Consider the following 21,026-nt stretch of genomic DNA (forward strand, 5'->3'; position numbering starts at 1 on the left):
CTAGAGTCGACGGAATCCGCCGGGCGCCGGCCCGCGGCAGGCCAGGGAGCGGAAGCGTGCTGATCCCCCACGACACCCGGATCGCCCTCGACACCGTCGTCGACCTGATGAACACCGCGCCGGAAGGCGGCCGCGGCGAGACCCTCGGGGACGTGCCGTCGCTGTACGCGTTCGTGGAGAGCCACCGGGTGAGCGGGGTCGGCGAGCTGGGGCCGCAGGACCTGCGGGCCGTGCGGGAGGTGCGGAGCCGGTTCGCCGAGGTGTTCGCCGCGCCCGACGCGCGGACGGCGGCCGGCCTGATCAACCAGTTGGTCGCCGCGGCCGGCACCACGCCGCAGCTGACCGACCACGACGGCTACGACTGGCACGTCCACTACTTCGCGCCCGGCGCCTCGGTCGCCGACCACCTCGCCGCCGACTGCGGCATGGCGCTCGCGTTCATCCTGGTGGCGGGCGAGCGGGAGCGGCTGCGCCGGTGCGAGGCGCCGGACTGCGGACGCGCCTTCGTGGACCTGTCCCGCAACCGGTCGCGCCGCTACTGCGACAGCCGCACCTGCGGCAACCGGCTGCACGTGGCGGCGTACCGGGCGCGCCGCAAGGAGGCGGCGGCCGGCTGACCGACCGGAGGCACCGGCGGCGGCCGGCCCGCCCGGCCGGTGGGCGCACGGCCCCCGCGGACGGGCGGGCCCCGGCGCGCCCGGCGCGCGGGCGCCCCGGAGGGGGGACGGGCCCGGCACCGGGGGGAAGCGCCGCTCACAGCAGGAAGAGGTCGTGCACCGACGCCATCAGGAGGAGGACGCCGATCACCGTCAGGAAGATCATGAGCGGTGGCTGGGAGAGCGCGAACAGGCAGCCGCGCGGTTCTTTGGAGGGGGCGGGGTTCTGCTCCCGCGAGGTATCGAGCATCTCGGGGCCGATCATGGCGCAGCCGGTGCGGTGCCCTAGCCCCAACAGACCCGGCAAATAGGGGCAGTTCACCGCATACTTCGACCGATCGCCATGGTTCCGCCTCCCACCGCCACCCCTCGCGCCACCCCGCGCCGTCCCCCGTGGGGGTGGGTGGCGGTCAGATGCCGTGCTTCTTGAGGATGGCCTCGATCTCGCTGAAGTCGTCGGCGGGCGCGCTCCCGCCCGTACGGCGCTTCCCCGCGTCCAGCGGCGGCCGCGCGGCCCCCGGCGCCACCGCGTCCGGCCGCTCCGGCCCGGCCGCCCCGCGCTCCCGGCGCGCGCCGCGGCGGACCCGGCGCCGCTCGGCGGCCCGCGTGCCGGCGAACAGCAGCCACGCCGCCCCCAGCAGCCCGAACCCGGTCCACGCCACGGGGCTGAACGCCGTACCGGCCAGCCACTCGACGGCGCCGGTCAGCACCAGGCCGAGGGGGACGAGCGCGTAGGCGGCGACGCGCGCCGCGGCGAGGAGACGCCTGCGGTACGCGGTGATCGCCGCGATGCCCAGTCCCGCCGCGGACACCGCGGAGCAGATCGTCTCGGCAAGCATCGGGTCCTCCAGCCCTGGGCGTCACGTCCCTTCCATCCTGCATCGGCCGGGTGCACGGTGGCCATGGGTCCCGGCGGCGCGGCGGGCCGTCTCGGGGAGATCTCCGGGGCGTTCTCCTCCCCGGGTACCGGTCGGGCGCCGGCCGCCGTCCCGGTTGGGCCGGTGGTGGCCGGGCTGGAAGACTGGCCCCATGAACGACTCCACCACCGACCACACCGCCCGGCCCGTCGTCCTGGACGTCTGGTGCGAGCTGCAGTGCCCCGACTGCCGGACCGCGCTGGAGGACCTGCGGGCCCTGCGGGACCGCTACGGCGACCGGCTGGAGGCGCGGCTGCGCCACTTCCCGCTGGAGCGGCACAAGCACGCCTACGCCGCCGCGCAGGCCGCCGAGGAGGCCCTGGCGCAGGGCAAGGGCTGGCCGTACGTGGAGGAGGTCCTCGGGCGCGTGGAGGAACTGGACGCGAAGGGCGAGGCGTTCCTGCTGGAGGTCGCGCGCGGCCTGGGCCTGGACGACGAGGAGTTCGACACGGCGCTCGTCGACGGGCGGCACCTGCTGGCGGTCGACGCCGACCAGGCCGAGGGCAAGGCCATCGGCGTCACCGGCACGCCCACGTACGTGATCGGCGGCAAGCGCCTGGACGGCGGCAAGAGCCAGGAGGGCCTGCGCGCCCGCATCGAGGAGATCGCCGACCGCCTGCTGGCCGGGGGCTGACGCGCCACCGGGGCCGGACCGCCACGGCACGCCGGCCACCGGCCCCGAACCCGGTCCCGGTCCCGGTCCCGAACCCGGTCAGTACAGGGTCTTCTCGCACTCCGTGGACAGCAGCCGGTAGCCGAGCGACGCGTACAGCGCGCGGGCCGCGGTGTTGGCGGGGTCCACGCGGAGGGCGAGGCGGTCGCCGCCCCCGGCGCGCACGAGGTCCTCGGCGAAGCGCATCAGCGCCCGGCCGCAGCCCTTGCGGCGTTCGCCCTCCGCGACGGCGACCTCCCACACGTACGGCGTCCGCTCCCCCGTCGGCAGGTCGCGCCGTCCGGTCCACAGGTGGCCGACCCGCACGCCGTCCCGCACCGCGACGTGGAGGCGGGTGCCGCCGGCGGCCGGGCCGTCGGGGAACAGCGCCGCGCGGTCCGGGTCGGCGGCGATCCAGGAGGCGGTCTCCGCCGCCGCCAGGGGGCGGATCTCCACCCCGGCCGGGGGCGGCGGGGCGGGGTCGGCGGGGCCGAGGTCCTTGACGAGGACGTGGCCGCTCCCGGTGTACCCGAGGGCCGTGGCGAGGCGCAGGGCGGCGGGCGCGTCGGCGGGTACGGAGATCCGTATCCGGTCACAGCGCCAGCCCCGCAGCACCTCCTCGGCGGCGAGCGCGGCGACGGTGCCCCGGCCCCGGCCGCGGTCCGCCTCGTCGACGCGCAGGTCGCCGATCGTGCCGAGGATCCGGCCGCGCGCGCGGAGCGTGCCGACCCGGACGGTGCCCACGGGGCGGCTGTTGACGCACACCTCGTAGGAGCGCGACAGGGTGCCGTCGTCGGCCTGCTGGAGCGGCCCGGACGGCCGCAGGGTGGTGGTCATCACCGGTCTTCTACCCACCCCGGGCCGCGGGCCGTCACCGGGTCACAGCAGGGCGGCCCGCTCCGCGAAGACGCGCATCGCCTTGGCGGTGACCGGGCCGGGCGCGGGCGCCAGCTCGCGGTCGTCGACGCGGTGGACGGCCTGGACGTCGCGGAGCGTGGAGGTCAGGAAGACCTCGTCGGCGGTGCGCAGCACGTCCAGGGGGAGGTCCGTCTCCCGGGCGCCGGTCCATTCGACGACCAGGTGGCGGGTGATGCCCGCGAGGCAGCCCGAGGCGAGCGGCGGGGTGTGGATCCGCCCGTCGACGACGACGAAGACGTTGGAGCCGGTGCCCTCGCAGAGCTGCCCGACCGTGTTGGCGAACAGCGCCTCGGACGCGCCCTGCCGGTGGGCACGGGCCAGGGCCACGACGTTCTCCGCGTACGAGGTGGTCTTGAGGCCGGTGAGGGCGCCGCGCTCATTGCGGGTCCAGGGGACGGTGACGACGGCCGTCGTGTCGGGGCGGTGGGCGGCCTCGCCGAGGGCGACGACGAGGCTCGGGCCGGCGTCGCCGCGGTCGGAGCCGAGCGGGGACGGCCCGCCGGTGTACGTGACGCGGAGCCGGCCGAGCTCCAGCGGGTTGGCCTCCACCACCGCGGCGCAGGCGCGGCGCACCTCGTCCAGGTCCGGGTCGGGCAGGCCGAGGCCGCGCGCGGAGCGGACGAGCCGGTCGAGGTGGAGGTCGAGGGCGAACGGCCGGCCGCGGACCGTCTTGAGCGTCTCGAAGACGCCGTCGCCCACGGTCAGGCCGTGGTCCAGGACGGAGATCGTCGCGGCGTCCGCGTCCCGCAGTTCGCCGTTGACCCACATTTTCATCGTCGGATGGTCCTTCCGCTCGCCTCGTACGCGCCCGACGCTACCGCGAGGAGCCGCGCCGCCTTCAGTTCGGTCTCCTGCCACTCCCGCTCGGGGTCGGAACCCCAGGTGATGCCCGCGCCCGTGCCGAACCGCAGGACGCCCCGGTGTTCGCGCCGGTCGATCCAGAAGGTGCGGATGCCGACGGCCAGCTCGCCGGTGCGGCGGTCGGCGTCGACCCAGCCGACGCCGCCGCAGTACGGGCCGCGGGGCGCCGTCTCCAGGGCCTCGATGATTCGCAGGGCGCTGGACTTGGGGGCGCCGGTGACGGAGCCGGGCGGGAAGGTGGCGCGCAGGAGGCCGGGCCAGCCCTCGCCGGGGGCCAGTTCGCCGCGGACGGTGGAGACGAGGTGGACGAGCCCGGGGTGGGGCTCGACGGCGCAGAGCCTCGGGACGGTGACGGTGCCGGTGGCGCAGACGCGGCCGAGGTCGTTGCGGACCAGGTCGACGATCATCACGTTCTCGGCGTGGTCCTTCTCCAGCAGGTCCTCCGCGGTCCTGCCGGTGCCCTTGATGGGACCGGACTCGACGGTGCGGCCGTCGCGGCGCAGGTACAGCTCGGGGGAGGCGGTGGCTATCTCCACGCCGTGCGCGGGCAGACGAATCGTTCCTGCGTAGGGGGCGGGGTTGCCTCGGGCCAGGAGCGCGGTGAGGGCGTCCACGTCGGCGGTGGCGGCCGTGCCGGCCGGGAGGGGAGCGGAGAGGACGCGGCAGAGGTTCGCCTGGTAGACCTCGCCGGCCGCGATGTGCTCGCGGATGCGGCGCACCCCCGCGGTGTACGCGTCGCGGTCGAGCGACGACGTCCAGTCCCCGGCGGCGGGCCCGCGCCAGCGGCCCGGCACGGGGGCGGGCACCGGGTCGGGGCGGACGTCACCGAAGCGGGCGCAGGTGAGGCGGCCTTCGAAGTCGGCGGCGACGGCCCAGAAGCCGGAGGACTCCAGGGCCTCCGGGTCGCTGGTGACGTCCCGCAGGTCGGTGGCGAGGAGGCCGCCGAAGCGGGCCAGAGGAGCGAGGTCGTGCACGGGTGCGAGTGTAGGGCGGGGGGCGCGCCGGGGCCGTCCGGGCGATAGGGGCGCAGGTCGGCGCGGGGTGACCGGGGGCCCGGGAGGGGGTCTCGGCGGGCGGCGGCGCAGCACGCTGCGGAAACGCGTTTTTGTACTGGCCCGGGAATCCGCTAGAGTTCAACACGTCGCCGGGACGCGGAAGCGGAACGGAAACGACAGGCGGACGTGGCTCAGTTGGTAGAGCATCACCTTGCCAAGGTGAGGGTCGCGAGTTCGAATCTCGTCGTCCGCTCGAAAGTGGGGGATCTTCCCGACCCCCTACACTCCCGGTGGAGTGGCCGAGAGGCGAGGCAACGGCCTGCAAAGCCGTCTACACGGGTTCAAATCCCGTCTCCACCTCCAAGGACGATTAGCTCAGCGGGAGAGCGCTTCCCTGACACGGAAGAGGTCACTGGTTCAATCCCAGTATCGTCCACTGAAACCGCTGGTAGCAGCGGCTTCCCGCGCGATTAGCTCAGCGGGAGAGCGCTTCCCTGACACGGAAGAGGTCACTGGTTCAATCCCAGTATCGCGCACGCAGTGTCCATGATTCCGTACGGTCCGTCACGGTCTCGTGGTCCCGAGGACGATTAGCTCAGCGGGAGAGCGCTTCCCTGACACGGAAGAGGTCACTGGTTCAATCCCAGTATCGTCCACCGACAGGAGCCCCCGTCCGCCCGCCGCGGACGGGGGTTCCTTCGTCTGCGCGTCCACCCGTGCGCGGGGGTCCCCGTACGCGGGGCGGGGGCGGAAGGACCCGGGCGGTGCGGGGACGGGAAGGACCCGGAGCGAAAGAAGCGGCGGCCGGCCGGCTCCCCAGCCGGCCGGCCGCCGCTGCCGTCCGCCGCACCCCCGTCCCCACGGGGTTGGCCGGATGTTCCGGCCCGGGCCGCTCTCCCGGGCCCGGGGCGCCCGCTCAGCGCCCCAGCATCACGCCCACGGACGACGCCTGTGTCACCACGGCCTCCCAGCCGCCGAAGGCGACGACCAGGAGGGTGGCCAGGGGGAGGACCATCGCCGTCGCCACCAGGGGGTGGCGGCGGCCCGGCGGTCGGCCGCCGGACGGGGCGAAGAGCGCCTTCCGTCCCCGCGTGCGGACCATCGTCCGCGGTGCCGTGTCCGCCATGGCTCCTCTCCCGTCTGTCTGCGGCGGCGGGTGACGGACCTCGGGGGACGAGTGCTGCACCCGCCGCTCGACACCAACCCTAGGGAAACGGGGCAGCCCGGACGTCATGCCCGCGTACCGATTGGCGGGCCTCCTCGAGGAGGAGGGCCCGCCCGGTGGCGTACTCCCCTGGTTGGAGACGGCCGCTCCGCCCTCCGGGTGTTCCCGGAGGGAACGCCTCGGGGCTGGCGGGGGCGCGGGGCGCACGGAGTGCGCCCCGCGGCGTCCGGGTGACATCGCTCACGTCCCCGCCCCGCGTCCCGGCGGGCCCTCGCCCCTCCCCCGCGGCCCCGTCCGGCGGCGTACGGCCGGGTCCCGGCGGCGCGTCCCGGGCCGCGGCGCCAATCCTCCTGCCGGTAAAGGAGCTTGATCGTCCAGGGGACCGACGGCCTTGGCGGCGGTGGCCGCTGAGGCGGACTCAGGTACCGGCCGCGCGACCGGGAAACGATCGCGGAGTGAGGGCGCGGCCTATGAGCACACCCGGGTCCGGGTACGTAAGCTGGGCGACGTCAGAAGGACCGCGACGGCGGGGTGGGGAGCTCCCCACGGCAGGTAGGGGACGGACATGGCGATGATGCGGCTCCGGCGCGAGGACCCGCGTGTCGTCGGCTCGTTCAGGCTGCACCGGCGGCTCGGCGCGGGCGGGATGGGGGTCGTCTACCTCGGTTCCGACCGGCGCGGGCAGCGGGTGGCGCTGAAGGTGATCCGGCCGGATCTCGCCGAGGACCAGGAGTTCCGATCGCGCTTCGCGCGCGAGGTGTCCGCCGCGCGGCGGATCCGCGGCGGCTGCACGGCCCGGCTCGTGGCGGCCGACCTGGAGGCCGAGCGCCCCTGGTTCGCCACGCAGTACGTACCGGGGCCCTCGCTCCACGACAAGATCGCCGAAGAGGGGCCGCTGCCCGCGGCCGACGTGGCCGCGATCGGCGCCGCCCTGTCGGAGGGCCTGGTCGCCGTCCACGAGGCGGGGGTCGTGCACCGGGACCTGAAGCCGTCGAACATCCTGCTGTCCCCGAAGGGACCGCGGATCATCGACTTCGGCATCGCCTGGGCGACCGGCGCGTCCACCCTCACCCACGTCGGCACGGCGGTGGGCTCCCCCGGCTTCCTCGCGCCCGAGCAGGTGCGCGGCGCGGCCGTCACCCCCGCGACGGACGTCTTCGCGCTCGGCGCGACCCTGGCGTACGCGGCGATGGGCGACTCGCCGTTCGGGCACGGGAGCTCCGAGGTGATGCTGTACCGCGTCGTCCACGAGGAGCCCCAGTTGCAGGGCGTCCCCGACGCGCTGGCCCCGCTGGTGCGGGCGTGCCTCGCGAAGGAGCCCGAGGAGCGGCCGAGCACGCTGCAGCTGTCGCTGCGGCTGAAGGAGATCGCCGCGCGGGAGGCGCAGGGGCTCGGCACGATGGCCCCGCCGGTGGAGGCGCGGCCCGTCGTGCCGCGCCCGGAGCGGGCGGAGCGGCTGGAGCGCGCCGACCGGGGCACGAGCGGCCGGAGGGCCGGTCGTGTGCCGCTGCGCCCCACGGAGCGGTACACCGAGCGGACCACGCAGGGACGGGCGCAGCGCACCCCCGCGCCACGGTCCCGGGGGCCGCAGCCGGTGCCGTCCAGGGCGGGCGGGGCGCGGGCCCAGCGGCACCCCTCGCAGCTGGGCGCCCGGACCGGGCCGCGTACGGGGCCGCGCCGGGCCGGGGCGGCCCCGGGGACCTCGTCGGGTCTGCGGCGGCCCGCCAACCCGCGGCTGCTGCGTCAGCGGCTGTTCGTGTTCGTCGTCGTGACGCTGATCGTGCTGCTCGGCATCGCCGGGGCGCAGGCCCTTCAGGGCTGAGGGCGGCCCGCCGTCACGGCGTAGAACGCGACGGCCGCCGCGGCGCCCACGTTCAGCGAGTCGACGCCGTGCGCCATCGGGATGCGCACCCACGCGTCGGCCGCGCGCAGTGCCCGCGCCGACAGGCCGTCACCCTCGGCGCCCAGCATCAGCGCCACCCGCTCCAGACGGTGCGGGGCCGCCTCGTCGAGGGCGGTCGCCTTCTCGTCCGGTGTCAGCGCCAGCAGCCGGAAGCCCGCCTCGCGTACGGCGTCCAGGTCGTGCGGCCAGCTGTCGAGGCGGGCGTACGGGACGGAGAAGACCGCGCCCATCGACACCTTCACCGACCGCCGGTACAGCGGGTCCGCGCAGTCCGGGGAGAGCAGGACCGCGTCCATGCCGAGGGCCGCGGCGCTGCGGAAGATGGCGCCGATGTTGGTGTGGTCGTTGACGGACTCCATGACGGCCACGCGGCGGGCCGTCGCGAGCAGGTCCCGGGCCGCGGGCAGCGGCTCACGGCGCATGGAGGCCAGCGCGCCGCGGTGGACGTGGTAGCCGGTGACCCGTTCGGCGAGGTCCGGGTCCACCACGTACACCGGCGCGGGGACCTCGTCGATGACGTCCCGCATCGTGTCGACCCACTTCGCGGAGAGCAGCATCGACCGCATCCCGTACCCGGCGCGGAGGGCGCGGCGGATGACCTTCTCGCCCTCGGCGACGAACAGGCCCTCCTCCGGTTCGCGGCGGCGGCGCAGCTCCACGTCGGTGAGGCCCGTGTAGTCGTACAGGCGCGGGTCGTCGGGGTCGTCGACGGTGAGGAGTTCTGCCACGGGGAGGTGCTGCCTTGTCGGGGGTGCGGACGGGGGGCGGGGTTCAGCGCCGGTGCTTGTCCGGGGCTTCGCGGACCACGTCGCCGATCACGATGACGGCGGGCGGGCGGACGTCCTCGGCCCGTACCCGCTCCGCGACCGTGGACAGCGTCGCGTCCACGCGACGCTGCGTCGCGGTCGTGCCCTCCTGGACGAGGGCGAGGGGCGTGGCCGGGTCCTTGCCGTGGGCGATCAGCGCCTCCGCGATCTTGCCGATCTTGTCGACGCCCATGAGGATCACCAGCGTGCCGCGCAGCTTCGCCAGGGACGCCCAGTCGACGAGGGAGCGCGGGTCGTCCGGGGCGACGTGGCCGCTGACCACGGTGAACTCGTGGGCGACGCCGCGGTGGGTGACCGGGATGCCGGCGGCGCCGGGGACGGAGATCGAGCTGGAGATGCCGGGGACGACCGTGCAGGGGATGCCCGCCTCGGCCAGCGCCTGTGCCTCCTCCATGCCGCGGCCGAAGACGAACGGGTCGCCGCCCTTGAGGCGGACCACCGACCTGCCCTGCTTGGCGTGCTCGATCAGGGCGTTGTTGATGGCCTCCTGGGCCATGAACCGGCCGTAGGGGATCTTCGCCGCGTCGATCACCTCGACGTGCGGGGGCAGCTCGTCGAGCAGGTCGCGCGGGCCCAGCCGGTCGGCGATCACCACGTCCGCCTCGGCGAGGAGCCGGCGGCCGCGCACGGTGATGAGGTCCGGGTCGCCGGGGCCGCCGCCGACGAGGGCGACGAACGGGGCGCGGGAGCGGTGCTGGGGCGCGGCGAGGGTGCCGTCGCGCAGGCCCTCGACGATCGCGTCGCGCACGGCGGCCGAGCGGCGCGGGTCGTTGCCGGTGAGGACGGCGACGGTGACGCCCTCGATCCGACCGGTCGCCGGGGTCCAGGCGGTGGCGGCCCCGGCGTCGTCCGAGCGCACGCACCAGGTCCTGGTCCGCTCGGCCTCGGCGGACACGCGGGCGTTGGCCTCCGGGTCGGTGGTCGCGACGAGCGCGTACCAGGCGTCGGCGAGGTCCCCGTCCTCGTACCGGCGGCGCTCCCAGCGGATCTCGCCGGCCTCGGCCATGGCCTCCACGGACGCCGTGGCGGACGGCGAGACGAGGGTGACGTCGGCGCCCGCGGCGATGAGCGCCGGGAGCCGGCGCTGGGCCACCTGGCCGCCGCCGACGACGACGACACGGCGCCCGGAGAGGCGGAGTCCGACGGGGTAGGCGGGCTGCTCGGCGTTTTCGACCATGGCGGTGTGGTCTCCTCGGCGGGTGGTACGGGGTGTGGGGCCACTGCGACGGTGAAGTGGCTGGTGAGACGGGGGTGCGCTGGCGACCACGATACGGGGCGGGGACGGGGGCGTTCGGGGCCGGGCGCGTCACGGCCGTCACGCCGCGGCCGGTCCGTCGGGGTGACGGGCCGGCCGTGGGGGGCGGGGACGCGCCCGGCGCGCCGCTACTTCTCGGTGACGCCCGCCGAGTCGAACGTCGCCACCTCGTGCATCGCGCGGGCCGCGCTCTGGACCAGCGGCAGGGCCAGCAGGGCGCCGGTGCCCTCGCCGAGGCGGAGGTCCAGGTCGACGAGCGGGCGCAGGCCCAGCTTGCCCAGTGCCGCCATGTGGCCGGGCTCGGCGCTGCGGTGGCCGGCGATGCACGCGGCGAGCGACTCGGGCGCGACGGCGCGGGCCACGAGGGCTGCCGCGCCCGCGCTGACGCCGTCGAGGACGACGGGCGTACGGAGCGACGCCCCGCCGAGGATGAAGCCGACCATCGCGGCGTGCTCCAGGCCGCCGACCGCGCCGAGCACGCCGATCGGGTCGGCCGGGTCCGGCTGGTGGAGGTCGAGGGCGCGGCGGACGACGTCGACCTTCCGGGCGTGCATCTCGTCGTTGATGCCCGTGCCGCGGCCGGTGACCTCGGCCGGGTCGGCGTCCGTGTAGACGGAGATCAGCGCGGCGGACGCGGTGGTGTTGGCGATGCCCATCTCACCGGTGAGGATCGCCTTGTTGCCGGCGGCGACGAGGTCGCGGGCGGTCTCGATGCCGACCTCGATCGCGGCGAGGACCTCGTCGCGGGTGAGGGCGGGGCCGGTGGTGAAGTCCGCGGTGCCGGCACGGACCTTGCGGGGCAGCAGGCCCGGGGTGGCGGGGAGGTCGGCGGCGACGCCGACGTCGACGACGCACACCTCGGCGCCGACCTGGTGGGCGAAGGCGTTGCAGACGGCGCCGCCGCCGAGGAAGTTGGCGACCATCTGCGCCGTGACCTCCTGCGGCCAGGCCGTGACGCCCTGGGCGTGCACCCCGTGGTCCCCGGCGAAGATCGCCACGGCGGCGGGCTCGGGGATGGGCGGCGGGCAGGTCCGGGACAGGCCGCACAGCTGCGCGGAGATGATCTCCAGCATGCCGAGCGCGCCGGCCGGCTTCGTCATGCGCTTCTGCCGCTCCCACGCCTCGCCGAGCGCCTTGGCGTCCAGCGGGCGGATGTTGGCGACGGTCTCCTGGAGCAGGTCGTGCGGCTCCTCGCCGGGCAGGGCGCGGCGGCCGTACGTCTCCTCGTGGACGACCCACGACAGGGGGCGCCTCTTCGACCAGCCCGCCTGCATCAGCTCCGGTTCCTCGGGGAACTCGTCGACGTAGCCGACGCACAGGTACGCGACGACTTCGAGGTGCTCGGGCAGGCCGAGGGCGCGGACCATCTCGCGCTCGTCGAAGAAGCTGACCCAGCCGACGCCGAGGCCCTCGGCGCGGGCGGCGAGCCACAGGTTCTCCACCGCGAGCGCGGAGGAGTACGGGGCCATCTGCGGCTGCGTGTGGCGGCCGAGGGTGTGGCGGCCGCCGCGGGTCGGGTCGGCGGTGACGACGATGTTCACCGGGGTGTCGAGGATGGCCTCGATCTTCAGTTCCTTGAACTGCTTCGCCCGGCCCTTGGGCAGCGACTTGGCGTACGCCTCGCGCTGGCGCTGGGCGAGTTCGTGCATCGTGCGGCGCGTCTCGGCGGAGCGGATGACGACGAAGTCCCACGGCTGGGAGTGCCCCACGGACGGCGCCGTGTGGGCGGCCTCCAGGACGCGCAGCAGGACCTCGTGCGGGATCGGGTCGCTGCGGAACCCGTTGCGGATGTCCCGGCGCTCCCGCATGACCCGCAAGATCGCCTCCCGCTCGTCGTCGGCGTAGCCGGGGGCGGGGGGGCCGGCGGGGGCCGCGTCCGCGGCCTCGGGGGCTTCGGCGTCGTCGGCCCGGTCCTCCCGGGCGGCCCCGTCCGCCGGGGCGGCCGGGGCGGCTGCCCCGGTGGACGGCGCGACGGGAGTCGGGGCCGCCTCGGCGGTCGGCGCGTCGACGGGCGTGCCTTCGGCAGCGGGCGCCTGGGTGAGGGCCGCGTCGGCGGGGGCCTGGGTGAGGGCCGCGTCGGCGGGGGCCTGGGTGGGGGCCGCGTCGGTGGGGGCCTGGGTGGGGGCCGGCTCCGCGGGGGCGGCCTCGGCCGGAGCTTCCTCCGCGGCCGACACCGGGGCGGTCGGCGCGTCGGCGGGAGCCGTCTCGGCGGAGGCCGTCTCCGTGGGCACCGTCTCGGCGGAGGCCGTCTCTGTGGGCACCGTCTCGGCGGAGGCCTCTTCGAGCGTGTCCCCGGCGGTCGGAGCCGCCTCGGGGGCGGGCGCCGGGGCGGCGGGCACCGCTTCGGCCACGGGTTCGGCGGGCGCCTCCCCGGCGGACGGAGCGACGACGGCGACCGGCGCGGCGGGCACGCCCTCGGGCGTACCGGCGGCCACCGGGTCCTGGGCGGGCGCGTCCGCGACGGGCGCCTCCGCCGACGGCACGGCCGCTTCCGGAGCCTCCTCGGCGGGCACCACGTCGGCCACCGGGGCCGCGGGCACCGCCTCGGCGGGCGCCGAAGCGGTCTCGACGTCGGCGATCCCGGCGGTCACGGCCTCGGCGGTCACAGGGGCGGCGGGCGGCTCCTCGACGGGCGCGGCGGCAGGAGTGGCGGGCGGCTCCTCGACGGGCGCGGCGGCAGGAGTGGCGGGCGGCTCCTCGGCGGGCGCGGCGGCGACGGCCACCGGCTCGGCAGGCGGCTGCGCGGCCGGATCGGCGGGCACCGGCGCGGCTGGGTCGACGGCCACCGGGGCGGACGCGGAGTCGACGGCCACCTGCTCGGGCGCCACCGCTCCGGCGGGTGCGACCGGGTCCTCCGCGGGCGCCTCCACCGGGGGCTCCTCCACCAGGGGCGCCTCCACCGGGGGCGCCGGCGCGACCGCCGCCTCGGCGGGCGCCGGCGGGGCGGCGGCCGGTACCGGCTCGGGGGCGGGCGCGGCCTCCGGCGCCAGGGGGTCGGCGGGCTGCTCGGCCGGTACGGCGGCGGGCACGGCCACCTCCTGGGCCGGGGCGCCGTGCTCGGGCACGGCAGCCTGCTCCGGGGAGGGGGCGGGCACCCCGGGGTCCCCGGCCGGGTCCTGGACCGGCTCCGGGGCGCCCGTCGCCTGCTCGGCCTGGATCTGGGCGGGAATGGGCAGCGGCTGGGCCGCCGCCGGGACGCCGTGGGCGGGGGTCGTCCACGCCGGGGCGTGCGGCTCGTGGGGCTGCTGGGGCGTCGCGGCGTGGCGGGGGGACGGCACCGGGTGCTGCGCCGGGTCGGGGTACGGGGCCGCGCCCTCCCCCGGGACGAACCCGCCCGGCGCCTCCGGAGCGACCGTTTCTGCTGCGGCGGGCCGCTGCGCCCACGGCTGCGCGTCCCGCGCCGCGGGGCCGGGCGCGTCCAGGTGCTCGGGGCCGGGAGCCGGCGGGCTCTGGACCGGCGCGGGGGCGGGCGGCACGGGGGCGGGGCCGCGGTCGGCGAGCGAGCGTACGACGCCGCCCGTGTCGGGCATGGGCGGGCCCATGTGCAGCGGCCGCCGCGGGGCCTGCTGCGGCGCCTGCGCGGGGGCCGGGGCCTGGGCGGGGTGCGGGGCGTGCACGGCGCCGTGGCCGTCGGTCCCGGAGCCCTGGGCGCCCGCCTCCTGGTAGGGATGCTCGTACGCGGGAGCGGCGGCCTCCGGGGCGGCGGGCGGGTCGTACGCGGTGTGCTCGGCGGGCGGCGTCTGGGGCATCGGCACGGTGACGGGCGGGGCCGGGGCGACACCGGGCTGCGGCTCCGTCCAGGCGCCCTGGGCGCCCGGCATCAGGAGCAGATCGTCGTCGTCGGCAGCGGAGGGGTCGAGGAAGGTGTACGCGTCCGGGACGGGCATGCCCGGCTGCTCCACCATGCCTGCGTGCTCCGGCTGCCCCTCGCCCGGGACCTGGCCGGTGTCAGTCATGCGTACCCCTCGCCCATCGGTTGTGCTCCTTCAGACTTCCGCCCGCCATGGAGAACGAGCGTGCGCTCCGCGCGGCACGAACAGCGTGCGGACATCCAGCATTCTCGCCGCGTTCGGGCCCCGTGGCGGAGGCTTCCGCCACGGTCGGCTGTGGACTGCGCCACGTCGCGCGTCCCCCCGGTCGTGCTCTCCCACGCGGCACCCCCGAGGGGGCGCCTCCTGACGGGTACGGGCGAACGAAACGCCGAACACCCGGCTGTGGTGGAACGGTCGGCCAGCCTACCCGGCCGCCCGTGGCGACGGGATCACGGGGCGGGTCTGCGCCCGGCGACGAGGAAGGCCACCGAGCGGTCGCGTTCGGACCAGGTGGTGGGGTCGAGGTCGACGGACTGGAGGAGGACGCACTCGACGGTGTAGCCGCCGGCGGCGAGGGCCGCGCCGACGGCCTCGGCCTCGTCGCGGGTGCCGGCGTGCGTGACGATCCGCTCGGGGCGGCGGTCGGCGCACGCGGCGACGACCTCCGCTCCCCCGCCGCCGACGCGCACGACGTCGGGCTCGGGCAGGCGTTCCAGTACGGAGGGGGCGCGGCCGGCGACGGCCTGGAGCTGGACGCCGAAGCGGCGGGCGGCGGCCTCGGCGCGGGCGCAGGCGGCCGGGTCGGCGTCGACGGCGATGACGGCGGCGCCGAACCGGGCGGCCTCGGCGGCGAAGGCCCCGGATCCGGTGCCGACGTCCCAGACGAGGTCGCCGACGCGGGGGCCGAGGCGGGCGAGCTGGGCGGCGCGCAGGGCGGGCGCCTCGCCGGTGCCCGGCGTGCCGGGGACGGGCCCGTCGTCGTACGCCCCGGGGGCCAGGCCCCAGCCGCGTACCGGGCCGGGGTCGGGGCCCAGGAGCCAGCCGCCCGCGGCGGGGGCGGGGACGGAACCGCCGATGGCGATGACGACGTTGGGGTCGCGCCAGGTGAGGTCGGCCGCCTTGTCGGAGGTGAGGACGGTGACCTGTTCGCCCTCGGTGCCCAGGGCCTCGCAGACGACGAAGGTGCGGTGGACGCCGTCGAGCATGAGGGCGAGTTCGGCGGGTCCGGCGCCCGGGGAGGTGAGGACGGCCACCTTGGGGTGGGCGCGGCAGACGTTGACGGCGCGGCGCAGCGTGCGGGTGTGGGCGACGACGACGCGGGCGTCGTCCCAGGGCATGCCGGCGCGGGCGAAGGCGGCGGCGACGGAGGAGACGGCGGGGACGACCTCGACCTCCAGGCCGTGCCGGGGGTCTCGGAGGGCGCGGACGACGCCGAAGAAGCCGGGGTCGCCGTCGGCGAGGACGACGGCCGTGCCGCGGTGTCCGGCGATGCGGCGGGCGGCGAGGTCGACGCTGCCGAGGCGGATCCGCTCGGCCCGCTCGGGGACCTCCGGGAGCGCGAGGTGGTGGGCGGCCCCGGCGACGAGGGTGGCGGCCGAGAGGGCGGACCGCGCGGCAGCGGTGAGGGGGGAGCCGTCCCATCCGATCACCGTGACCCGGTCGGCCATCTTCGCTGTCTCCCTGGGGGTGTCGGTGCAGGTCGGCTGTGTGAGCGTACCGGGAAGGGGGGTGTCCCGGCGGGTGGCGGGGTCAGTTCCAGTCGGGGTACGGGGAGGGGTCGGCGTCGGCGTAGGGGTCGTCGGCGCCTTCGAGGTCCTCGGGGAGCAGGCTCCAGACGATCAGGTCGGTCCGGGTCTCGGCCCAGGTTCCGTCCTCCGTCTGGGCGCGGGCTATCCAGGCGTTGCGCAGGACGCCCTCGCTGAGGCAGCCGATCTTCTGGGCGACCTGCTGGGAGGCGGTGTTGCCGGCGGCGGTGCGCAGTTCGAGGCGTTCGAAGCCCTGCTCGTGGAAGAGCCAGCGGGCGACGGCCAGGACGGATTCGGTGGCGTAGCCCTCGCCGCGGGCCCAGGGGGCGGTGATGTAGGAGATCTCGGCGGAGCGGGTGCGCCAGTCGGTGTGGTGGAGGCGGACGGCGCCGACGAGGCGCTGGGTGAGGAACTCGGTGACGGCGAGGGCGAGTCCGTGGCCGCCGGCGCGTTCGGCGGGGGCGGTCCTGTGGACCCACTCCTCGGCGTGGGCCGTGGTGTAGGGGTGGGGCGCGGAGGTCCAGGCGACGACGAGTTCGTCGTTCATCATCTCCGTGTGGGCGGGGATGTCCGTGTCGTCGTAGGGGCGCAGCACCAACCGTTCCGTGCTGATGGAGACGTCCGGAAAGGTGGTAGTCATGCGCAACTCCATGCCGGTGGCCGGGGACTGTTGGTGAAGGCCGTGAACGCACAGCATGCAGCATGAGCAGGTCGCCGTGCATGGCGGGACGGGAAGGGCCCCGCGCACCGGGTGGTGTGCGGGGCCCTTGGCGGGGCCGTCGTTACTTCGCGGCACCGAAGGCGGGGACCACGGAGCCCTTGTAGGTGTCCTCGATGTACTTCTTGACCTCGGGCGAGTTGAGCAGCTCGGCGAGCTTCGTCACCCGCGGGTCGTCCTCGTTGCCGTCCTTGACGGCGAGGAAGTTGGCGTACGGGTTGCCCTCGGCCTTCTCCAGGGCGAGGGCGTCCTCGGCGGGGGTGAGCTTGGCCTCGATGGCGTAGTTGCCGTTGATGACGGCGGCGTCGACGTCGCTCAGGGCGCGCGGGATGGTGGCGGCCTCCAGCTCCTTGAACTCCAGGCCCTTCTTGTCGGTGATGTCGGAGAGCTTGGCGCCGGCGCCGACCCCGGCCTTGAGGGAGATCAGGCCGTTGTCTGCGAGGAGCTTGAGGGCGCGGCCCTCGTTGGTCGTGTCGTTGGGGACGGCGACGGTCTGGCCGGGCTTGATGTCCTTGAGCGTCTTCAGCTTCTGGGAGTAGAGGCCGAGCGGCTCCAGGTGGACGTCGACCACGGGGACGATGGTGGTCTTGTTCTTCTTGTTGAAGTCGTCCAGGTACGGCTTGTGCTGGAAGTAGTTGGCGTCGACCTGGCCGTCCTGCGTGGCGGTGTTGGGCAGGACGTAGTCGGTGAACTCCTTGACCTCCAGCTTGAGGCCGGCCTTCTCGGCGAGGTTGTCCTTGACGTACGTGAGGATGTCGGCGTGCGGCGTGGGGGACGCGGCGACGACGAGCGGCTTGGACGCGTCGTCGCCGGAGCCGGAGGAGGCCGGGTCGGAGGCGGTGCCGCAGGCGGTGAGGCCGACGGCGAGGGCGGTGATGCCGGTGAAGGCGGCGAGGGTCCTGATCTGGTTGTGCACGAAGAGTGCCTCTTTCTGGTGGGTGGGAGGCCCGGACAAGGAGTGCGGGCTCGTTCTTCGGTCGCGGGGCGGTGCGGGCCGCGCGGGGTCTGGTGGGGCGCCCGGTCAGGACGCGGTGCGGCCGCGGCGGGCGAGGAGCCGTACGACGCCGTCGCCGACGAGCTGGACGACGGAGACGACCACGATCAGGATCACCACGGTGACGAGCATGAACGTGGTGTCGAACCGCTGGTAGCCGTAGGTGATGGCCTTGGAGCCGAGTCCCTCGCCGCCGACCGCGCCGGCCATGGCCGAGTAGCCGATGAGGACGATCACGGTGGTGGTGACGGAGGAGACCAGGGACGGCAGGGCCTGCGGCAGGAGCACCTTGCGGATGATCGTGGGGATGGAGCCGCCCATGGACTGGACGGCTTCGACGAGGCCGTGGTCGACCTCGCGGACGGCGGTCTCGACGAGGCGCGCGAAGAACGGAATGGCGCCGATGGCGAGGGGGACGATCATCGCGGTCGGGCCGATGAAGGTGCCGACGACGAGCTTGGTGAACGGGATCAGCGCGATCAGCAGGATGATGAACGGCAGTGAGCGGCCGATGTTCACGACGACGCCGACGACCTTGTTGACGGCCGTGTTCTGCAGCAGCCCGCCCTTGTCGGTGAGGACGAGGAGGAGGCCGAGGGGGAGCCCGCCGAGCACGGAGACGACGGTGGCCCACAGGACCATGTAGAGGGTGTCGACGGTGCCCTGGGTGAGCAGGGGCTGCATCTCCGACCAGGTCACTTGGCGGCCTCCTTGGCGAGCGGCGACGGCGAGGCGGTGCCGGGGGCGGTGGTGGCGTCGGCGGCGGGGGCCGGGGCGGCGTCGTCGACGACGTCGACCTGGAGGCCCTGTTCGCGCAGGAAGCCGACGGGGACGACGTTCTCCTCGTAGCGGCCGGGGAGTTCGATGCGCATGCGGCCGATCTGCTTCCCGCCGACGGTGTCCATGGCGGCACCGAGGATCGATATGTCGATGTTGTAGGTGCGGGCCAGTTGGGAGACGACCGGCCGGGTCGCGGCCTCGCCGTGGAAGGTCACGTCGATGACGGTCCGGTCGGGGCCGGTGGCGTGGCCGCTGACTGGGAACAGCTCGCCGGCGAGCTCGGAGCCGGGGGTGGCGAGGAGCTCGGCGACGGTGCCGGACTCGACGACGCGGCCCTTCTTCATCAGCGCGGCGGAGTCGCAGACGGTCTTCACGACGTCCATCTCGTGGGTGATGAGGAGGACGGTCAGGCCGAGCTGCCGGTTCAGGTCGCGCAGCAGCTGGAGGATGGAGCGGGTGGTCTCCGGGTCGAGGGCGCTGGTGGCCTCGTCGGAGAGGAGCACCTTGGGGTTGCCGGCCAGGGCGCGGGCGATGCCGACGCGCTGCTTCTGGCCGCCGGAGAGCTGGCCGGGGTACGCCTTGGCCTTGTCGGCGAGGCCGACGAGGTCGAGGAGGTCGAGGGCGCGGCGGGCGCGCTCGGCGCCGGAGACGCCGAGGATCTCCAGGGGCAGCTCGACGTTGTCCTGGACGGTGCGCGAGGACAGCAGGTTGAAGTGCTGGAAGACCATGCCGATGCGACTGCGGGCGCGGCGCAGCTCCTTGCCCGCCCGCCGGCCACGGCCGGCGAGGGCGGTGAGGTCGGTGCCGTCGACCGTCACGGTGCCGGAGGTGGGGCGCTCCAGGAGGTTGACGCAGCGGATGAGGGAGGACTTGCCGGCGCCGCTCTGGCCGACGACGCCGAACACCTCGCCTTCGCGGACGTGCAGGTCGACGCCGTCCAGGGCGGTGACCTGGCGGCCGCGCGACTCGTAGACCTTGGTCAGGCCCTTGGTGGTGATCACAGGGTTATCCGTCACTGTCGAGTGCACGGTGCGGTGTCCGCGCCGGGCACGGGGCATTCGTCATTGCGTCGCGCGGCACGGCTGCCGGTGGGAGGCGTGTGCGCGGGGCGGGCGCGCGGTCCGCGGTTCGTACACGCGGACGCGGCCGACTGGTTGCCATCGGGTCTCGCTTCGGGGCGCGAGGCTCGTCAGGGGCCCTCTAGGAGGCGCACATTCGACACATACAACGAGCACCGGGCGTCGCCATCGCCTCAGTCGCAAGGGTGCGGATGCTCGTCGTGGTCATGGCGCCCAGTAAAGCAGACCGGGCCACGGGGCGAGCGGGGGTGTCCGCATAGCGGACACGAGGGCGGCGGGATGTGGACGGGGCGGCGCGGGCCCGGTGCGCGGGCCGCGCCGGCCGCACGGGACCGGCCTGCGGAAACGCGCCGGCGTACCGGGGCACGGGCGAGGGGGCGGCCGGTGGGGCGCGGAAGCGGTTGTGGCCAAGGCCACGCGGGGCGGGGGCGGCCTCGGCGGGGGTTTTCGTCCGTAATAGTCTCGGCGCATGTTCAACGCCCTGACACTCGCGGTGTCCCTCGCCGCGCTGGCCCTCGCCGCGTGGTGCGGCTTCGCCGCGTACCGGGACCAGTCGACGAAGGACTGGCACTTCATCGGCATGGCCGTGGTGACCGCGCTCGCCCTGGCCCAGTTGGTGGTCGGCGTGGTGCGGCTCGCGCGGGGCGGCGAGGCCGACGAAGGCACGGCGATCTTCGTGGCGTACCTGCTGGGGGCGCTGTTCGCGGTGCCCGCGGCGGGGTTCATGTCGCTGGTCGAGCGGAGCCGGTGGGGATCGGCGACGGTCGCGGCCGGCGCGGTGGTCCTGGCCGTGTTGGAGGTACGCCTCCACGACATCTGGTGGGAGGGCTGAGATGGCCGATCGGCTGGTCAAGGGACCCGGCATGCTGCTGGTGTGGCTGTACGGGGTGATGTCGGTCGGCGCGGTGTCGCGCTCCGCGTACCAGATCGCCACCGAGTTCGACCGGGCGCCGCTGGCGTACTCGCTGTCGGCCGCGGCGGCGGTCGTGTACGTCTTCATCACGTACACGCTGGTGCGCGGCGGCGAGACGGCCCGCAGGGCGGCGCTCGTGTGCTGCGCCGCCGAGCTCGTGGGCGTGCTCACCGTCGGGACGTGGACGGTGCTCGACCCGGCGGCCTTCCCCGACTCCACGGTCTGGTCAGAGTTCGGCTACGGCTACGTGTTCATCCCGGTCCTGCTGCCCGTGACCGGGATCCTGTGGCTGCGCCGCGCCCGCCGGGTCGCCCCGGCCGTCTAGGCGGCCTTCTCCAGGGTGACGAGGGTGAGACGGGGGCCGACCTGTTCGGTGGCCACCGCCTCGTACCCCTTCCTGCGGTAGAGCCGCAGGTTGCCCTCGCTGCGCTGGCCGGTGAACAGCCGGAAGCGCTTGGCGGCGGCCTTCGCGTCCCGGGCGAAGTGCTCCTCGATGGCGTCGAGGAGGCGGCCGCCGAGGCCGTGCCCGCGCAGCCGGGGGTGGACGATGAGCTTGCCGATGCGGGCCGTGCCCGTCTCGTCGACCTCGCCGCGCACGGAGGCGACGACCTCGTCGCCGAGGCGGGCGACGAGGGCGTGGCCGCGCTCCAGTTCGGCCTTCAGGTCGTCCAGCGGCTGGGTGAGCGGCTCGATCGTGTAGTCGCCGTAGAGTTCGGCCTCGCTCTGGTAGCAGAGGTACTGCAGCTTGAGGATCTGTTCGGCATCCTGCGCGCTTGCCGCTGAGATGGTCACGCTCATGCCCATGTGTGCACGCCTCCGGCTCACCTGATACGCCC

Annotated in this window: 20 protein-coding genes and 5 tRNA genes; 10 read left to right on the plus strand and 15 right to left on the minus strand. The window is 75.3% G+C overall.

Annotation, left to right across the window (positions count from 1 at the left end; all coding sequences use genetic code 11):
- The first annotated feature begins 56 nt into the window (after positions 1–56).
- Positions 57–617, plus strand: coding sequence for a CGNR zinc finger domain-containing protein (locus AC07D6_RS16845; protein WP_315881489.1), 561 nt, complete (start codon positions 57–59; stop codon positions 615–617).
- Positions 618–753: 136 nt separating this feature from the next.
- Here AC07D6_RS16845 and AC07D6_RS16850 read toward each other — a convergent pair whose 3' ends face one another.
- Complete coding sequence (locus AC07D6_RS16850; protein WP_479045315.1) at positions 754–921, minus strand: hypothetical protein; 168 nt, start codon at positions 919–921, stop codon at positions 754–756.
- 145 nt (positions 922–1,066) lie between these two features.
- The gene (locus AC07D6_RS16855) at positions 1,067–1,495 is read right to left on the minus strand and encodes a hypothetical protein (RefSeq protein ID WP_315881487.1); all 429 of its coding nucleotides are present in this window, start codon (positions 1,493–1,495) and stop codon (positions 1,067–1,069) included.
- A gap of 190 nt (positions 1,496–1,685) precedes the next feature.
- Between AC07D6_RS16855 and AC07D6_RS16860 the strand changes: the two genes are divergently transcribed.
- Complete coding sequence (locus tag AC07D6_RS16860; RefSeq protein ID WP_479045053.1) at positions 1,686–2,207, plus strand: DsbA family protein; 522 nt, start codon at positions 1,686–1,688, stop codon at positions 2,205–2,207.
- A gap of 78 nt (positions 2,208–2,285) precedes the next feature.
- Here the strand turns inward: AC07D6_RS16860 and AC07D6_RS16865 are convergent, their stop codons facing one another.
- The 3 genes from AC07D6_RS16865 to AC07D6_RS16875 are packed head-to-tail and all read right to left on the minus strand — an operon-like array spanning position 2,286 to position 4,978.
- Complete coding sequence (locus AC07D6_RS16865; protein ID WP_479045056.1) at positions 2,286–3,062, minus strand: GNAT family N-acetyltransferase; 777 nt, start codon at positions 3,060–3,062, stop codon at positions 2,286–2,288.
- Positions 3,063–3,104: 42 nt separating this feature from the next.
- Positions 3,105–3,917 (minus strand): aminotransferase class IV, encoded by an 813-nt coding sequence (locus AC07D6_RS16870; protein ID WP_479045059.1) that lies wholly within the window; start codon positions 3,915–3,917, stop codon positions 3,105–3,107.
- Positions 3,914–4,978 carry a chorismate-binding protein gene (locus AC07D6_RS16875; protein ID WP_315881483.1) on the minus strand — a complete coding sequence of 355 codons (1,065 nt, stop codon included), beginning with the start codon at positions 4,976–4,978 and terminating at the stop codon, positions 3,914–3,916. The genes AC07D6_RS16870 and AC07D6_RS16875 overlap by 4 nt, the downstream gene beginning before the upstream one ends.
- A 201-nt stretch (positions 4,979–5,179) precedes the next feature.
- Between AC07D6_RS16875 and AC07D6_RS16880 the strand changes: the two genes are divergently transcribed.
- From AC07D6_RS16880 to AC07D6_RS16900, 5 genes are all read left to right on the plus strand, one after another.
- Positions 5,180–5,252, plus strand: a tRNA-Gly gene (locus AC07D6_RS16880).
- A 36-nt stretch (positions 5,253–5,288) separates the two neighbouring features.
- Positions 5,289–5,362, plus strand: a tRNA-Cys gene (locus tag AC07D6_RS16885).
- 1 nt (position 5,363) lies between these two features.
- Positions 5,364–5,435: transfer RNA gene (locus AC07D6_RS16890), tRNA-Val, on the plus strand.
- Positions 5,436–5,463: 28 nt separating this feature from the next.
- Positions 5,464–5,535, plus strand: a tRNA-Val gene (locus tag AC07D6_RS16895).
- 48 nt (positions 5,536–5,583) lie between these two features.
- Positions 5,584–5,655, plus strand: a tRNA-Val gene (locus tag AC07D6_RS16900).
- A gap of 260 nt (positions 5,656–5,915) precedes the next feature.
- Here the strand turns inward: AC07D6_RS16900 and AC07D6_RS16905 are convergent.
- Positions 5,916–6,125 carry a hypothetical protein gene (locus tag AC07D6_RS16905; protein WP_315881482.1) on the minus strand — a complete coding sequence of 70 codons (210 nt, stop codon included), beginning with the start codon at positions 6,123–6,125 and terminating at the stop codon, positions 5,916–5,918.
- Positions 6,126–6,729: 604 nt separating this feature from the next.
- On the opposite strand from AC07D6_RS16905, the gene AC07D6_RS16910 reads away from it, so the two are divergent.
- Positions 6,730–7,986, plus strand: a complete 1,257-nt coding sequence (locus tag AC07D6_RS16910) for a serine/threonine-protein kinase (RefSeq protein ID WP_479045062.1) — start codon at positions 6,730–6,732, stop codon at positions 7,984–7,986.
- Here AC07D6_RS16910 and AC07D6_RS16915 read toward each other — a convergent pair.
- The 8 genes from AC07D6_RS16915 to AC07D6_RS16950 all read right to left on the minus strand — a co-directional run bounded on the left by AC07D6_RS16915 (position 7,977) and on the right by AC07D6_RS16950 (position 19,199).
- The gene (locus AC07D6_RS16915) at positions 7,977–8,795 is read right to left on the minus strand and encodes a TrmH family RNA methyltransferase (RefSeq protein WP_315879232.1); all 819 of its coding nucleotides are present in this window, start codon (positions 8,793–8,795) and stop codon (positions 7,977–7,979) included. The genes AC07D6_RS16910 and AC07D6_RS16915 overlap by 10 nt on opposite strands.
- A 43-nt stretch (positions 8,796–8,838) precedes the next feature.
- Complete coding sequence (cobA, locus tag AC07D6_RS16920) at positions 8,839–10,071, minus strand: uroporphyrinogen-III C-methyltransferase (RefSeq protein ID WP_315879231.1); 1,233 nt, start codon at positions 10,069–10,071, stop codon at positions 8,839–8,841.
- A gap of 206 nt (positions 10,072–10,277) precedes the next feature.
- Positions 10,278–14,105 carry a nicotinate-nucleotide--dimethylbenzimidazole phosphoribosyltransferase gene (cobT, locus tag AC07D6_RS16925; RefSeq protein ID WP_479045066.1) on the minus strand — a complete coding sequence of 1,276 codons (3,828 nt, stop codon included), beginning with the start codon at positions 14,103–14,105 and terminating at the stop codon, positions 10,278–10,280.
- Between the two features lie 305 nt (positions 14,106–14,410).
- Entirely contained in the window at positions 14,411–15,628 is a 1,218-nt protein-coding gene (cbiE, locus tag AC07D6_RS16930) for a precorrin-6y C5,15-methyltransferase (decarboxylating) subunit CbiE (protein ID WP_479045068.1), read from the minus strand.
- Positions 15,629–15,710: 82 nt separating this feature from the next.
- Positions 15,711–16,403, minus strand: a complete 693-nt coding sequence (locus AC07D6_RS16935) for a GNAT family N-acetyltransferase (RefSeq protein WP_479045071.1) — start codon at positions 16,401–16,403, stop codon at positions 15,711–15,713.
- A gap of 85 nt (positions 16,404–16,488) precedes the next feature.
- Positions 16,489–17,340, minus strand: coding sequence for a MetQ/NlpA family ABC transporter substrate-binding protein (locus AC07D6_RS16940; protein WP_479045074.1), 852 nt, complete (start codon positions 17,338–17,340; stop codon positions 16,489–16,491).
- A 105-nt stretch (positions 17,341–17,445) separates the two neighbouring features.
- Positions 17,446–18,117: a methionine ABC transporter permease gene (locus tag AC07D6_RS16945; RefSeq protein WP_479045076.1), complete on the minus strand. Its 672-nt coding sequence runs from the start codon at positions 18,115–18,117 to the stop codon at positions 17,446–17,448.
- On the minus strand, positions 18,114–19,199 hold the full coding sequence (locus AC07D6_RS16950) for a methionine ABC transporter ATP-binding protein (protein WP_315879225.1): 1,086 nt from the start codon (positions 19,197–19,199) through the stop codon (positions 18,114–18,116). Before AC07D6_RS16950 ends, AC07D6_RS16945 begins: the two co-directional genes overlap by 4 nt.
- Before the next feature lie 547 nt (positions 19,200–19,746).
- Here AC07D6_RS16950 and AC07D6_RS16955 point away from each other — a divergent pair.
- Together AC07D6_RS16955 and AC07D6_RS16960 are read left to right on the plus strand one after the other, a co-directional pair.
- Positions 19,747–20,109, plus strand: a complete 363-nt coding sequence (locus AC07D6_RS16955) for a hypothetical protein (protein ID WP_479045079.1) — start codon at positions 19,747–19,749, stop codon at positions 20,107–20,109.
- 1 nt (position 20,110) lies between these two features.
- Positions 20,111–20,515 carry a hypothetical protein gene (locus AC07D6_RS16960; RefSeq protein WP_315879223.1) on the plus strand — a complete coding sequence of 135 codons (405 nt, stop codon included), beginning with the start codon at positions 20,111–20,113 and terminating at the stop codon, positions 20,513–20,515.
- On the opposite strand, the gene AC07D6_RS16965 is transcribed toward AC07D6_RS16960, so the two are convergent.
- Complete coding sequence (locus AC07D6_RS16965; protein WP_315879222.1) at positions 20,512–20,994, minus strand: GNAT family N-acetyltransferase; 483 nt, start codon at positions 20,992–20,994, stop codon at positions 20,512–20,514. The two genes, AC07D6_RS16960 and AC07D6_RS16965, sit on opposite strands and share 4 nt — an antisense overlap.
- Positions 20,995–21,026: the final 32 nt, after the last annotated feature.

Source organism: Streptomyces sp. NPDC045287, assembly GCF_056432325.1.